10 protein-coding genes are annotated in these 13,580 nt (G+C 71.4%); 5 read left to right on the forward strand and 5 right to left on the reverse strand.

The window, feature by feature from the left end; genetic code table 11:
* Nucleotides 1–7: 7 nt before the first annotated feature.
* Together xseA and ACIO9J_RS07340 are read right to left on the reverse strand one after the other, a co-directional pair.
* Complete coding sequence (gene xseA, locus ACIO9J_RS07335; RefSeq protein ID WP_401993966.1) at nt 8–1,225, reverse strand: exodeoxyribonuclease VII large subunit; 1,218 nt, start codon at nt 1,223–1,225, stop codon at nt 8–10.
* A 149-nt stretch (nt 1,226–1,374) separates the two neighbouring features.
* Entirely contained in the window at nt 1,375–2,766 is a 1,392-nt protein-coding gene (locus ACIO9J_RS07340) for an APC family permease (protein WP_401993968.1), read from the reverse strand.
* An 85-nt stretch (nt 2,767–2,851) separates the two neighbouring features.
* Here ACIO9J_RS07340 and ACIO9J_RS07345 point away from each other — a divergent pair, with 85 nt between their 5' ends.
* On the forward strand, nt 2,852–3,835 hold the full coding sequence (locus ACIO9J_RS07345; protein WP_401993971.1) for a 4-hydroxy-3-methylbut-2-enyl diphosphate reductase: 984 nt from the start codon (nt 2,852–2,854) through the stop codon (nt 3,833–3,835).
* Between the two features lie 54 nt (nt 3,836–3,889).
* Entirely contained in the window at nt 3,890–4,633 is a 744-nt protein-coding gene (gene ppgK, locus ACIO9J_RS07350; RefSeq protein WP_401993974.1) for a polyphosphate--glucose phosphotransferase, read from the forward strand.
* 124 nt (nt 4,634–4,757) lie between these two features.
* On the opposite strand, the gene ACIO9J_RS07355 is transcribed toward ppgK, so the two are convergent.
* A complete protein-coding gene (locus ACIO9J_RS07355) occupies nt 4,758–5,462 on the reverse strand; it encodes a DUF6542 domain-containing protein (RefSeq protein ID WP_401993977.1) in 705 nt (234 codons plus the stop codon).
* A 202-nt stretch (nt 5,463–5,664) separates the two neighbouring features.
* On the opposite strand from ACIO9J_RS07355, the gene ychF reads away from it, so the two are divergent.
* Nucleotides 5,665–6,753 carry a redox-regulated ATPase YchF gene (ychF, locus tag ACIO9J_RS07360; protein ID WP_401993980.1) on the forward strand — a complete coding sequence of 363 codons (1,089 nt, stop codon included), beginning with the start codon at nt 5,665–5,667 and terminating at the stop codon, nt 6,751–6,753.
* A gap of 144 nt (nt 6,754–6,897) precedes the next feature.
* The gene (locus ACIO9J_RS07365) at nt 6,898–8,310 is read left to right on the forward strand and encodes an amidase (RefSeq protein WP_401993983.1); all 1,413 of its coding nucleotides are present in this window, start codon (nt 6,898–6,900) and stop codon (nt 8,308–8,310) included.
* An 8-nt stretch (nt 8,311–8,318) separates the two neighbouring features.
* Here the strand turns inward: ACIO9J_RS07365 and ACIO9J_RS07370 are convergent, their stop codons facing one another.
* Both ACIO9J_RS07370 and ACIO9J_RS07375 read right to left on the reverse strand, forming a co-directional pair.
* On the reverse strand, nt 8,319–10,769 hold the full coding sequence (locus ACIO9J_RS07370) for a discoidin domain-containing protein (protein WP_401995878.1): 2,451 nt from the start codon (nt 10,767–10,769) through the stop codon (nt 8,319–8,321).
* Nucleotides 10,753–11,706 carry a sigma factor gene (locus ACIO9J_RS07375; protein ID WP_401993986.1) on the reverse strand — a complete coding sequence of 318 codons (954 nt, stop codon included), beginning with the start codon at nt 11,704–11,706 and terminating at the stop codon, nt 10,753–10,755. The genes ACIO9J_RS07370 and ACIO9J_RS07375 overlap by 17 nt, the downstream gene beginning before the upstream one ends.
* A 196-nt stretch (nt 11,707–11,902) precedes the next feature.
* Between ACIO9J_RS07375 and ACIO9J_RS07380 the strand changes: the two genes are divergently transcribed.
* Nucleotides 11,903–13,477: a S8 family peptidase gene (locus ACIO9J_RS07380; protein WP_401993989.1), complete on the forward strand. Its 1,575-nt coding sequence runs from the start codon at nt 11,903–11,905 to the stop codon at nt 13,475–13,477.
* The last annotated feature ends 103 nt before the right edge of the window (nt 13,478–13,580 follow it).

The raw sequence follows: 13,580 nt of genomic DNA on the forward strand, positions 1-13,580 counted from the left end.
GCCCACCCTAAATGTCGTCTCGTGTGGTTCGTACGGTGAATTCGCCCCCGGCGACCCGGGCCCGCAACTCCTCGTCGCCGCCCACCTCTTCGGGGTCGCGCACCACGGAGCCGTCCGCCTTCTGCAATACCGCGTACCCCCGCTGGAGGGTCGCGGCGGGGGAGAGGGCCACCACGCGCGCGTGGGTGTGCGTCAGCTCCGAGCCCGCCCGGTCAAGGAGGTGCCCGAGCGTGCGGCGGCTGCGGTCGACGAGCGCGGCGACCTGCTCCTCGCGCTCCTCGATCATCCGGTGCGGATGCTCCATGGAGGGCCGGGCCAGGGCGTGCGCGAGGCCGCGCTCCTCGCGGTCGAGGTAGGCGTCGATGCTGCGCCGCGCGCGGTCCCGCAGCCAGCGCACCCGCTCGTGCTCCTCGCCGACGTCCGGCACGACCTTCTTGGCCGCGTCGGTCGGCGTGGAGGCGCGCAGGTCGGCCACGTGGTCCAGGAGGGGGTTGTCCGGTTCGTGGCCGATCGCCGAGACCACCGGCGTACGGCACGAGGCGACCGCCCGTACCAACTGCTCGTCCGAGAACGGGAGCAGGTCCTCCACGCTGCCGCCGCCCCGCGCCACGATGATCACGTCGACCGCGTCGAGCGCGTCGAGGTCCTTGACGGCCTGGACGACCTGCGGCACCGCGTGCACGCCCTGGACGGGCACGTTGCGCACCTCGAAGCGGACGGCGGGCCAGCGGTGCCTGGCGTTCTCCAGGACATCGCGCTCGGCGGCCGACGCGCGGCCCGTGACCAGCCCGATGAGCTGCGGCAGGAAGGGCAGCGTCTTCTTGCGCTCGGGTGCGAAGAGCCCCTCGGCGGCCAGGCTCTTCTTCAACTGCTCGATCCGCGCGAGCAGTTCACCGACGCCGACGGGCTTTATCTCCGCGGCCCGCAGCGAGAGCTGGCCACGCGGCGCGTACCACTCGGGCTTGGCGTGCACCACGACGCGGGCGCCCTCGGAGACGACGTCCGCCACGGCGTCGAACACCTGTCGGTAGCAGGTCACGCTCACGGAGATGTCGTGTGACGGGTCGCGCAGCGTCATGAAGACCACGCCGGCGCCGGGCCTGCGGGACAGCTGCGTGATCTGTCCCTCGACCCAGACGGCGCCGAGCCGGTCGATCCAGCCGCCGATGAGGCGTGACACCTCCCCGACGGGTAGCGGGGTGTCCGCGGACGTGTTGAGAGCCATGCGTTGAGCCTAGTCGGCGGGTATGACACCGCTGTGGCGTCCGCACCGGGGTGACGCCCTGCCGGGAGGTCGGATCCCGGGTGCGGGTCGTCCTTGGCTGAGCGCGCAGTTCCCCGCGCCCCTTACGGGGCCGCGGTTCCCCGCACGCCTTACGGGGCGACCACGCGCCGCCCCCGCCGCTGTACGAACAGGACCACCAGCCCCACCGCCAGCCAGACCGCGCCGACCACCTGGGCCGAGCCCGACGCCTCCCAGATGACGGCCACCACGATCGCGGCGCCCAGGACCGGGAGCAGGATGTGCCGCCACCAGCTGAAGGCCGCGTCGCGCTGCCGGATCGCGAACCAGCCCACCACGCTCGCGTGCAGCAGCAGGAACGCCGTGAGTGCCCCGATGTCGACCACCGACACCAGGTGGTCCATCCCGTCGTCCCGCCGGGCCGCCCAGACCGCCGCGACCATCGTGACCACGGCCGCGCACAGCAGCGCGACCCGCGGCGTCCCCGAGTCCGTCCTGGACAGCGCCTTCGGCAGCCTCCGGTCCCGCGCCATGGCGAACAGCAGCCGCCCCGCCGCGGCCTGCCCGGCGAGCGCCGCGAACGCCGCCCCGATCGCCTTGCTGACCGCCACCAGCTTGGACAGCCACACTCCGGCCGCCGCCTCCGACGCGTCGTAGAAAGCGGTCCCCTGCTTGCCGGGGTCCGCCGCGAGCTCGGCCGACGACAGCGGTTCGATGAGCGCCACCAGATACGTCTGGAGGATGAACAGGAAGCCCGCGAGCGCGAGACAGATCAGCACCGCGCGGGCGACCTTCGCCGAGCCGCCCGTGACCTCCTCGGCGAACGACGCGATCGCGTCGAAGCCCAGATAGGAGAGCACGGCGATCGACACAGCGCCGATCACCGCGGAGAGCGCGAACGTGCCCTGCGAGCCGTCACCGGTCAGCGGCGAGAGCCAGCCCCGCTGGGCCCCGTCCTGGACGAGTACGACGACGGCGGCGACCACGAAGACGAGCAGCACCACCACTTCCATCGCGAGGACCGCGAAGCCGACCCGCGCCGCCGCCCGTACGCCCCACAGGTTCAGCGCGGTGGTGATGAGCACGGCGAGCGCCGTCCACACCCACCGGGACACCGAGGGGACCAGCGAGTTCATCGCGATCCCGGAGAAGAGATAGGCCACCGCGGGGATGAGCAGGTAGTCGAGCATCGCCATCCACCCGGCGATGAACCCGGGCCCCTGGCCGAGCCCCACGCGCGCGTAGGCGAAGACGGAGCCCGCAAGGGGGACCACCTTCACCATCTGCGCGTAGCTGAATGCGGTGAACGCCATGGCGACCGTCGCGATCAGATAGACCAGGGCGACCGCCCCGTGCGACTTCGCGTCGAGCGTTCCGAAGACGCCGACCGGGGCCATCGGAGCGATGAAGAGCAGGCCGTAGACCACGAGGTCCCGGAAGCCCAGACTTCGCCGCAGCCCTTCGCCCTCGGCGGGTTCGGTGCCCCCGGCGGGTACTCCGGTACTGGCGGACTGTCCGGACATGGTGCCTCCGTAGCTCAGCGCAGGCCCCCAGTGTCTCCAAGAAGCCGATCTTTGACGCGCTGAACGCGGCCTTACGATGGTGGGTATGACTGCAACGCCTGGCACCCGCCGTGTCCTGCTCGCCGCTCCCCGTGGCTACTGCGCGGGCGTCGACCGTGCCGTGATCGCCGTCGAGAAGGCCCTGGAGCAGTACGGGGCCCCGATCTATGTCCGCCACGAGATCGTCCACAACAAGTACGTGGTGCAGACCCTGGAGAAGAAGGGCGCCATCTTCGTCGACCAGACGGCGGAGGTCCCCGAGGGCTCCATCGTGATGTTCTCGGCGCACGGCGTCGCCCCGACCGTCCACGCGGAGGCCGCCGAGCGCAAGCTCGCCACCATCGACGCCACGTGCCCGCTGGTCACCAAGGTCCACAAGGAAGCGGTCCGGTTCGCCAAGGAGGACTACGACATCCTCCTGATCGGGCACGAGGGCCACGAGGAGGTCATCGGCACCTCCGGCGAGGCCCCCGACCACATCACCCTGGTCGACGGCCCCGACGACGTCGCGAACGTCGAGGTCCGCGACCCCGACAAGGTCGTCTGGCTCTCCCAGACCACCCTCTCCGTGGACGAGACCATGGAGACGGTCGACGCCCTCAAGGGCAAGTACCCGAACCTCCTCTCGCCGCCCAGCGACGACATCTGCTACGCCACGCAGAACCGTCAGATCGCGGTGAAGAAGCTCGCCGAGGACGCCGAGCTGGTCATCGTCGTCGGCTCCAAGAACTCCTCGAACTCGATCCGCATGGTCGAGGTCGCCCTGGAGGCGGGCACGCCCGCCTCGCACCTGGTGGACAACGCCGAGGAGATCGACGAGGCCTGGCTGGAGGGCGTGACCACGGTCGGCCTGACCTCCGGCGCCTCCGTGCCCGACGTCCTGGTCGACGGCGTCATCGAATGGCTGGCCGAGCGCGGGTACGGCGACGTGGAGACCGTGAAGACGGCCGAGGAGTCGATCACCTTCTCGCTGCCCAAGGAGCTCCGCAGGGACCTGCGCGCCGAGGCGGCCGAGCTGTCCCAGCGCTGACAGCGCCGACCGGTCGAGCTGTCACCGCGGTGACCGCCCCGTAACGTGGAGTCCATGCAGATCTTCGGTGTGGACATCGGCGGATCCGGGATCAAGGGCGCTCCCGTGGACCTGGACCGCGGAGACCTTGCTCAGGAACGGCACAAGGTACTGACCCCGCATCCGGCGACGCCGGACGCGGTGGTCGGGGGCGTCGGCGAGGTCGTCGGGCACTTCGACTGGACGGGCCCGGTCGGCGCGACCTTCCCCGGCGTGATCACGGACGGCACGGCGCGCACGGCGGCCAACGTCGACAAGAGCTGGATCGGTACGGACATCAGGGCGCTGCTCTCCGACCGGCTCGGCGGCGTCCCCGTCACCGTCCTGAACGACGCGGACGCGGCGGGCGTCGCCGAGATGCACTTCGGCGCGGGCGCCGGCCGCACCGGCACGGTCATCCTGCTCACCTTCGGCACGGGCATCGGCAGCGCGCTGTTCACCAACGGCCGCCTGGTGCCGAACACGGAGCTCGGCCATCTGGAACTGCACGGCCACGACGCGGAGAAGCGGGCCTCCTCCAAGGCCCGCGAGGACGAGGACCTGAGCTGGGAGCACTGGGCCAGGCGTGTCCAGAAGTACCTGGCGCACGTGGAGATGCTGTTCTCGCCCGAGCTGTTCATCATCGGCGGCGGCGTGAGCCGCAAGGCGCACAAGTTCCTGCCGCTGATCGAGGGCATCAGCGCGGAGATCGTTCCCGCGCAGTTGCAGAACAACGCGGGGATCGTGGGGGCGGCGATGGCGGCGGCGGGCAAGGCGTAACGCTCCGCTGTGGCGGACCCGGGGCTGCGCCGGTCCCAGGGGCGTGCCGGTCCCGGGGTGTGCCGGTCCCGGGGCGCGCCGGTCCCGGGGCGCGCCGGTCCCGGGGCGCGCCGGTCGCGGGGCGTCAGGAGGCGGACAGCCGCTTCCCGCCGCGCGTGGTCCCGCCCGTGGTCCCGCCCGTGGTCCCGCCTGTGGGACCACCCGCGTGACCCCCTGCGGGGCCGCCCGCGGGACGGGCCTGCCGGCGCTGCGCCATCAGCCTGACCTTGCGTACGGTCACGATGAGCCCGGCGACGAGCGTGCCGCCGTACAGCCAGCCCGCGTGCAGCGCGAGCGAGGTCACGAGCCCCATGAAGTGCCCGCCGAACCCGCCCGTGCCCCCGGAGATCGGCACGATCCCCGTGGCGAAGGCGATCGGCACCGCGACCGGCGCGGTGACCAGGTCGGCGGGGCGCACCCACAGCGCGGTGAGCGCGGCCACCGGCAGGAAGAGCACGCCGTACGTGACGGCGGACTCACCGATCAGCAGCCAGATCAGGCAGGCGAGCAGGAACATCACCGCCGAGCAGAAGAGCCCGCTGCCAAGACCGGTGAGCCGGGGGTTCGGCACCCGGCGCAGCGCCCGGTACACGGGCATCCTGCTCAGCGCGAGGACGAACGGCGGGACGGTCCTGCGGGGACGTGCCGAGGCCCGGTAGACGGTCGCGGACCCGGCGGACCGGTCGGCGGCGGGGCCGCCTTGCGGAGGCAACGGCGCGGTGCGCCGCTGCCGGGCCTTGGGGGTGGCCTTCGGGGCGGACTGAGGGGGACGCGTCCTGTGTTGCTCCACCGGACCAACCTAGGTCGGCCCCCGGGCGGAATCGTGCGCGGGACACGCGCTTTGGCCGAGCTTGGCCATGCGTTCGATACGTAGCCGGTTAGGAGACGGGGGCCGGGCCCGCACGCCGTAGACTGGGGGATCGCCCCGAGGTCGCTGCGGCCCTCAGGGCCGCCCACCCCAAGACCTCACCTCACGTACGGGAAGTCGCAACGTGTCGCTCACGATCGGAATCGTCGGTCTGCCCAATGTCGGCAAGTCGACCCTGTTCAACGCCCTGACCAAGAACGACGTCCTTGCGGCCAACTACCCGTTCGCGACGATCGAGCCGAACGTGGGCGTGGTCGGCGTCCCCGACCCCCGCCTGACGAAGCTGGCCGAGATCTTCTCCTCGCAGAAGATCCTTCCCGCCACGGTCGACTTCGTCGACATCGCGGGCATCGTGCGGGGCGCGAGCGAGGGCGAGGGCCTCGGCAACAAGTTCCTCGCGAACATCCGCGAGTCGGACGCGATCTGCCAGGTCATCCGCGCCTTCAAGGACGAGAACGTCGTCCACGTCGACGGCAAGGTCTCGCCCAAGGACGACATCGAGACGATCAACACCGAGCTGATCCTCGCCGACCTCCAGACCATCGAGAAGGTCCTGCCGCGCCTCCAGAAGGAGTCGCGCATCAAGAAGGACATCGCTCCGAAGGTGGCAGCGGTCGAGGCGGCCAAGGAGATCCTGGAAAAGGGCGACACGCTCTTCTCCCAGGGCATCGTCCAGGGCTCGGGCAAGGAGGAGCTCCTCCACGACCTGCACCTCCTCACCACCAAGCCCTTCCTCTACGTCTTCAACGTCGACGAGGACGAGCTGACGGACGACGCCTTCAAGGCGGAGCAGAGCGCGCTGGTCGCCCCCGCGGAGGCGATCTTCCTCAACGCCAAGCTGGAGCAGGACCTCGCCGAGCTCGACGACGAGGAGGCACTCGAACTCCTCCAGTCCGTCGGCCAGGAAGAGCCCGGCCTCGCCACCCTGGCCCACGTAGGCTTCCGCACCCTCGGCCTCCAGACCTACCTCACGGCAGGCCCCAAGGAGTCCCGCGCCTGGACGATCAAGCAGGGCGCCACGGCCCCCGAGGCGGCCGGCGTCATCCACACGGACTTCCAGAAGGGCTTCATCAAGGCCGAGGTCATCTCCTTCGAGGACCTGGTCGAGACGGGCTCCGTCGCTGACGCTCGGTCGGCGGGGAAGGCGCGGATGGAGGGCAAGGAGTATGTGATGCAGGACGGGGATGTGGTGGAGTTCCGGTTCAACGTGTAACCACTTAGCTCCCGCATGGAGCTGAACCTCACGAGGGGTCCAGCTCTATGCCCGTTGGCGAGCCGTCCCCGACCCGTCAGCCCCGCCCCCGTAGAAGGCCGATATCAGCCCCACCACCCCCCGCCCCGCGGGCAGACTCCCCGCATGGACATCTGCCTGCTGGACGCCACCGAGCTCGTACGTCTCGTTCGGCGGCGGGAGGTCTCCGTGCGGGAGGTGGTGGTTGCTCATCTGGAGCGGATCGAGCGGGTCAATCCCGTCGTGAACGCCATCGTCACGCTCGATGCGGAAGGGGCGATCGCCGCAGCCTCGGCGGCCGATGAGCGGATCGCCTGCGGGGCCGAGCCGGGGCCCCTGTGCGGGCTTCCCATCGCCTTCAAGGACACCCATCTCACCCGGGGGATGCGGACCACGCAAGGGTCGCCGCTGCTCGCCGACTTCGTGCCCGATGAGGATGAACTCCTCGTCCAGAGGATCGAGTCGGCAGGGGCAATCCGTATGGGGAAGACCAACATCCCTGAATTCGCCGCCGGTTCGCACACCTTCAATCCCGTCTTCGGCGCCACCCACAATCCGTACGGGCTCGACCGCAGTGCCGGCGGTAGTAGTGGAGGTGCGGCCGCCGCGCTCGCCGCCGGGCTTCAGCCGATCGCCGACGGCAGTGACATGGGCGGGTCGCTGCGCAATCCGGCCTCCTTCTGCAATGTCGTCGGGCTGCGTACGACGCCGGGGCGCGTGCCGTCCTATCCGGCCCTCGACGTGTGGGGGAGCCTGACCGTCGCGGGGCCGATGGGCCGCACGGTCGGCGACGTCGCGCTGCTGCTCTCGGTGATGGCCGGGCCCGATCCGCGGTGTCCGCTCTCCTTGGAGACGCCGGGCGAGACGTTCCGGGCGCCCCTTGAGCGTGATCTCCGGGGGCTGCGGGTCGCCTGGGCGCCCGATCTCGGCGGGAGGGTGCCCGTCGATCCCGATGTGCGTGCCGTGATCGGTGAACAGGTCAAGTTTTTCGCGGAGTTGGGGTGTCACGTCGAAGAGGACTGCCCCGACCTCGACGGGGCCGACGAGGTCTTCCGTACGTTGCGCGCGCAGTCCTTCGAGCAGTCGCTCGGGGTGTTCCTGGAGGCGTCACCCGGCGCCCTCAAGCCCAGCCTCGTCTGGAACATCGAGGAGGGGCGCAAGCTCACCGGCGCCGACCTCGCCCGCGCCACCACCGAGCGCACCCGCATCCATCTGGCCGTGGCCCGCTTCTTCGAGCGGTATGACGTGCTGCTCGCCCCGGTGAGTCAAGTGGCGCCGTTTCCCGTCGAGTTGGAGTATCCGGTCGTCGTCGACGGGCAGCCGCAGCACACCTACATCGACTGGATGCGCTCGGCCTACCTCTTCTCCGTCCCCGCCACGCCCGCGCTCTCCGTGCCCGCCGGGTTCACGCCCGACGGGCTTCCCGTCGGGCTGCAGATCGTCGGCCCCTCACGTGCCGACCGTGCCGTCCTGGAAGTGGGTGCCGCCTACGAAGCCGCGACCGGGCACGGACGGCGCCGACCGCGGCTTCCTGAGTGATGACAGTTCTAAGGGTGACGGATTGCCTTCAACTCCCTTAGAGACGGCGGCGTTTGGACTGCGCCGACCGTGATCCGTACGTAGCGGACCGGCGTCGCGTCGGGGGCGTGCCAGGTGTCGCCGTTCCTCGACGCCTCCACTCGGTGACTCGCCGGCCGCACCGCCCAGTCGGGGGTGATCGCGCCGAGACGGGCCGGGCGGCCGAGGTCGACGGTCAGGGACGCGTTCCGCGCCGTCGGCGACCAGGTCGTGGCCGGGTTGCCGTCCACCGCCGCGGCCGCGTAGAGACCGGGGTCCTCGGAGGTGGCCGTCGCCGGGCGGCAGCGTGCCGCGTTGGTCGTCGGGGTCAGGTCGGGGCGGCGGGTCTTGAGTGTGGCGGGGGCGTTGGTGGTGACGGTGAGTGTGCCGTCGCGCGGTGACTCGACGCGGAAGGGGGATCCTGAAGTCAGCCTGACCGTCGTCCTCTTGGGGCCGATCGCGATGTCGTACGTCCGGGCGCGCCACCGCATCCCGCGCAGCGTCACGCCCTCGGCGAGCTGCGGCGGCAGCGTCGGGTCCAGGTGCAGCGCGTCGTCCTCGCGCAGCCGCAGGCCCGTCAGGCCGTGCGTGAACACCTGGAGGAAGCCGCCCTTGCCGGTGAGGAAGTCCTGTGCGGGCGAACCGGCGAGCGCGTCGCCCGCGCCCGCCTTCGTGCCGCGCGCCTCCGAGAAGAGCGCGAACGGGCCGCGCATGAAGGGGCGTACGGACCGCTGGAGGTAGGTGTACGCCGAGCAGCCGGGCTCACCGATCGCCGCCGCGTCGATCGCGTGCACGGAGTCCGTCATCGCCGGTCCGTCCGGGTCGGTGCGGGCGCTGTAGTGGTCGAGCGTGGCGGCCGCCGCGCCCTTCGGCATGGGCCAGTCCAGGGGGTAGGTCAGCAGGACGGTGTCGGCCTGCTTGATGGTCGACCCGGCGTAACCGGCGTACTGGAGATAGATCTTGCGCTTCTTGTCGTACGGGATGCGGATCCTGCCGGCGGTCCGCGTCCATGCCTCGGGGGGCCGATGGCCGAGGGCGCGGGCGGCGCGGGCGGCCGCGCGCAGGGAGGTCGCGGCGACGGCGTTGGTGTAGACGCCGTCGGTGACGCCGTTGCTGTACTCGTCGGGTCCCGCGACGTTCTGGATGGAGTAACTCCCGTCCCTGTTAAGGGTGGTGCGCGACATCCAGTATTCGGCGATGCCCTTCAGGAGTGGTCCGCCGCGCTCGCGCAGCCAGGCGCGGTCGCCCGTCGCGAGGTAGTACTGCCAGGCGGCGAGCGCGATGTCGCCCTGGAGGTGGTTCTGTTGGACGCAGTGCGGCGGGTACCAGCTCTGGCACTCCGACCACAGGGCGCCCCGGCTCGCGCTGGTCCACGGATAGAACAGGCCCTTCACGGAGGTCTTCCGTGCGTTCTCGCGGGCCGCATCCGCGGTGAAGTGGCGGTAGGAGAGGACCGGTTCGGCGAGCTCGGGGCGGGTCGCCAGCAGTGCGGGGAACATCCAGGTCTCGGCGTCCCAGAAGATCATGCCCGCGTAGTTGTCGCTGGTCAGACCAGTGGGCGCGATGCTGTCGCGGGAGCCCGCGCGGGTAGATGAGAGAAGTCCGTACTGCGCAGTACGCGCCCAGAGTTGGAGGTCGCGGTGTCCGGGGATCTCGATGTCGGATGCCCAGAGCCGACGCCAGGCCGCCGTGTGCGAGGCGAGGAGCGCGTCCCAGCCGAGCGCGGCGGCCCGGCGCGAGGCGCTCTGCGCGGCGGCGCGCGGCGTGCGCGAGGTGAGGGCGGTGTCGACGCCGACGTACTTGGCGATGTCGTACGTCCCGCCGTCCTGGACGCGGAAGTCGGCCGACTGGCTGTTGCTCAACTCCCGTGCGCGGCCCGCCTCGTGGGTCACGCCTGGCGCCTTGAGGGTGGAGGTGACGGCGCCGTCCGTGCGGGTGCCGTCGGTGCGGAAGGTCACGTCCATCGTCTTCTTGCCGCGCGGCCCGCCGCCGGTCTGCGCGATCCGCCTCGCGCCGCGCCCGTCGACGCGGTCGGTGACGGTGGCGGTGCCGGTCCAGTGCGGGGTGAGGCGCAGCCGTACGGCGCCGGTGTGCGCCCGGTCGCGGGCCGCCAGGACGTCGTACGTCAGGTCGGTGCGGCGCCCGTCGGACGTGGTCCAGGTCAGCGAGGTGCGGACGAGGCCGCAGCGCAGGTTCAGGGTCTGCCGGTAGCCGGAGACTCGGCTGCGCGGCCCGTAGGTCTCGCTGCCGACGGTGACGTCGAGGGCGGTCCAGTGGGGGAGCGCGGCGATGGCCTCGCGCCCCGCGGTGTTCTCGGGGCCGCGCGCGTACAGGCCCGCCGCGAACGCGCCGTCGTAGCGCGGGGTGTAGAGGGGCCAGCCGGTCTTTTCGTCCTTGTCGCCCGGGTCGGGCGGGCTGTAGCCGCTACCGGCGGGCGGCACGCGTACCCCCAGGTAGCCGTTGCCGACGTACGGGTTGTAGGCACCTTTCGCGGGGCCGCGCCGGGTGGCGGTCGGCGTCCAGGCCGGGTCGCCCGGGGGGCCGCCGCAGCGTGACTCGGGATGGGGGGTGGGGGCGGGGGCGTCCGCTACGGCTGTGGGGGTGCCGGTGCTGATCAGGGTCAGGGCGGCGGTCAGGAGCGCGGTGGCGAGGTGTGGCTGCACGGGCTGACGATGCGCTGTGGGACGGCCCGGACACGGCATGCCGCGCCGGGGCCGTCCTGCGGACGGGTGGTGCGTGAGCGCGTGGGGGTGAGGTGCGCGCCGGGGGGCGTCTGGCCGACGCGGCCCCTGGAGCGCCTCTGGTGGCGCCCGCGCCCGCCGGAAACCCCGGGCGTGGGCGCGCCGTCTGCCGCCAGTGCGCCGACAGCACGTTTCTGGCCACGCCGAGGAGCCAGGCCCGCGCGGGCCCGCGCGCCGCGTCGAACCCGCGCCGCGCGGCGTACGCCTGGAGCCACGCCTCGGCCAGCAGATCGTCCGCGGCGCCGGGCGCGCGCCGGGCGAAGTACCCGTGCAGCGCCGCCGAGTGGCGTACCACCAGCGGTTCGAGGGCCGTCGCGTCCCGTGTGGCGCGGGACAGCGGGGCTTCGTCGCTGACGGGTCCCGCCCGTTCGTCCGGTGTCATGAGCGCTCCCTCCGAGGCTGCCGGGCGGCGGTCCCACCCCGTACTCGGCGGCGGGCCGCCGGAGCGTTCGCGCCCATCACTCCGCGGCCTCTCCACGCCCACCTTGCACCCACCCCCGCCCGCCCCCTCCGCACCGCCGCCACCGGCCCGGCCTGGCCGAGGAGCCTGGCCGAGAACCCGCCCCGCGACGCCCCGCCCCGTCCGCCGTGATCCACCGGTCGGTCCCCCTTGTGGCAGTTGATGACGATGCGTCATGTCGGGTGCGTGGCAGGCGTGTTACGTCCGAACCTGACCCTTGTGGGATTCCTATGGATCCGCCAATCTTTCGTCCCGACGGAGGCAAGGAACGGCAAGTCGTCTTGACATGTTCCTGTCTGATGCTTCCGCGAGTGTGGGCACCAACGGCACCCAACCCCCACCAGCGCACCACCTATTGAGGAGGACCCCTCAGATGGCAGTGATGCGTCATACCCGCCGAAGACTGGCCGGGATCAGCGCGACAGCGGTCGCGGCCCTCGCCCTCGGCGTCGTCTCCGCCCTTCCGGCGACCGCTCAGCCGGACCGTGCGGAGGGCACGATCGAGAACGCCGGTCTGCCCGGCACGATCAAGAACAGCTACATCGTGAGCCTCGACAAGGACGCGCCCAAGGCCCGCTCCGCCGAGGGCAAGGCCCTCGCCAAGGAGTACGGCGCCACGATCGAGCGCACCTACGACAAGGCCCTCAACGGCTACGCGGTCGAGCTCACCGAGTCCGAGGCGAAGAAGTTCGCCGCCGACCCGGCCGTCGACGCCGTCGTGCAGAACCGGACGTTCACTGCCACCGCGACCCAGAACAACCCGCCGTCCTGGGGTCTGGACCGCATCGACCAGAAGAACCTGCCGCTGGACCAGAAGTACACCTACCCGGACTCCGCGGGCGAGGGCGTCACGGCGTACATCATCGACACCGGTGTCCGCATCAGCCACACCGACTTCGGCGGCCGCGCCTCCTACGGCTACGACGCCATCGACAACGACAACACCGCGCAGGACGGCCACGGCCACGGCACGCACGTCGCGGGCACGGTGGCGGGCACCCTGCACGGCGTCGCCAAGAAGGCCAAGATCGTCGGCGTCCGCGTCCTCAACAACCAGGGCTCGGGCACCACGGCGCAGGTCGTCGCGGGCATCGACTGGGTGACCAAGAACGCGGTCAAGCCCGCCGTCGCCAACATGTCGCTCGGCGGCGGCGCCGACAGCGCGCTCGACACGGCCGTACGCAACTCCATCGCGTCCGGCATCACCTACGCGGTCGCGGCGGGCAACGAGTCGACCGACGCGTCCACCAAGTCGCCCGCGCGCGTGGCGGAGGCCATCACCGTCGGCGCCACGACCAGCACCGACGCCAGGGCGAGCTACTCGAACTACGGCAGCATCCTCGACATCTTCGCGCCCGGCTCCTCGATCACCTCGACGTGGAACACCAACGACACGGCGACCAACACCATCTCCGGTACGTCGATGGCCTCCCCGCACGTCGCGGGCGCGGCCGCGATCTATCTGGGCCAGAACCCCACGTCGACCCCGGCGCAGGTCTCCGCGGGCCTGGTCAGCGCCGCGTCGACCGGCGTCGTCGGCAGCCCCGGCTCCGGCTCGCCCAACCGCCTCCTGAACGTCACCGGCGGCACCACGAACCCGCCCGGCAAGACGTTCAGCAACCCCGACGACTACGCGATCAACGACAACGCCACGGCCGAGTCGCCGATCACCGTCAGCGGCGTCACGGGCAACGCGCCCGCGTCCCTGGCCGTCCCCGTCGTCATCCAGCACACCTACATCGGCGACCTCCAGGTCCAGCTGATCGCGCCGGACGGCACGGCGTACACGCTCAAGGGCTATGGAACCGGCGGCAGTTCGGACAACATCAACACCACGTACACCGTGAACGCCTCCTCCGAGGTGGCCAACGGCACGTGGAAGCTGCGGGTCAGCGACAACGCGGCGCAGGACACCGGGAAGATCGACTCCTGGGGTCTGCAGTTCTAGGCCGTAAGCCCCGCAGGCCCTGACCGGGGCCGGCGCGGTGCGCACGCTCCCGCCCCCGGGGTGGTCCAGGTCGTCGCCGACCAGGGCCGCTCCGGGGGTGAGG

The sequence above is a fragment of the Streptomyces sp. NPDC087300 genome (assembly GCF_044744425.1).
In the GTDB taxonomy this organism is placed as follows: domain Bacteria; phylum Actinomycetota; class Actinomycetes; order Streptomycetales; family Streptomycetaceae; genus Streptomyces.

Bases quoted from the DNA above. Each gene is read 5' to 3' on its own strand.
- xseA (WP_401993966.1), bottom strand. From the start codon at position 1,225: ATGGCTCTCAACACGTCCGCGGACACCCCGCTACCCGTCGGGGAGGTG.
- ACIO9J_RS07340 (WP_401993968.1), bottom strand. From the start codon at position 2,766: ATGTCCGGACAGTCCGCCAGTACCGGAGTACCCGCCGGGGGCACCGAA.
- ACIO9J_RS07345 (WP_401993971.1), top strand. From the start codon at position 2,852: ATGACTGCAACGCCTGGCACCCGCCGTGTCCTGCTCGCCGCTCCCCGT.
- ppgK (WP_401993974.1), top strand. From the start codon at position 3,890: ATGCAGATCTTCGGTGTGGACATCGGCGGATCCGGGATCAAGGGCGCT.
- ACIO9J_RS07365 (WP_401993983.1), top strand. From the start codon at position 6,898: ATGGACATCTGCCTGCTGGACGCCACCGAGCTCGTACGTCTCGTTCGG.
- ACIO9J_RS07375 (WP_401993986.1), bottom strand. From the start codon at position 11,706: ATGACGCATCGTCATCAACTGCCACAAGGGGGACCGACCGGTGGATCA.
- ACIO9J_RS07380 (WP_401993989.1), top strand. From the start codon at position 11,903: ATGGCAGTGATGCGTCATACCCGCCGAAGACTGGCCGGGATCAGCGCG.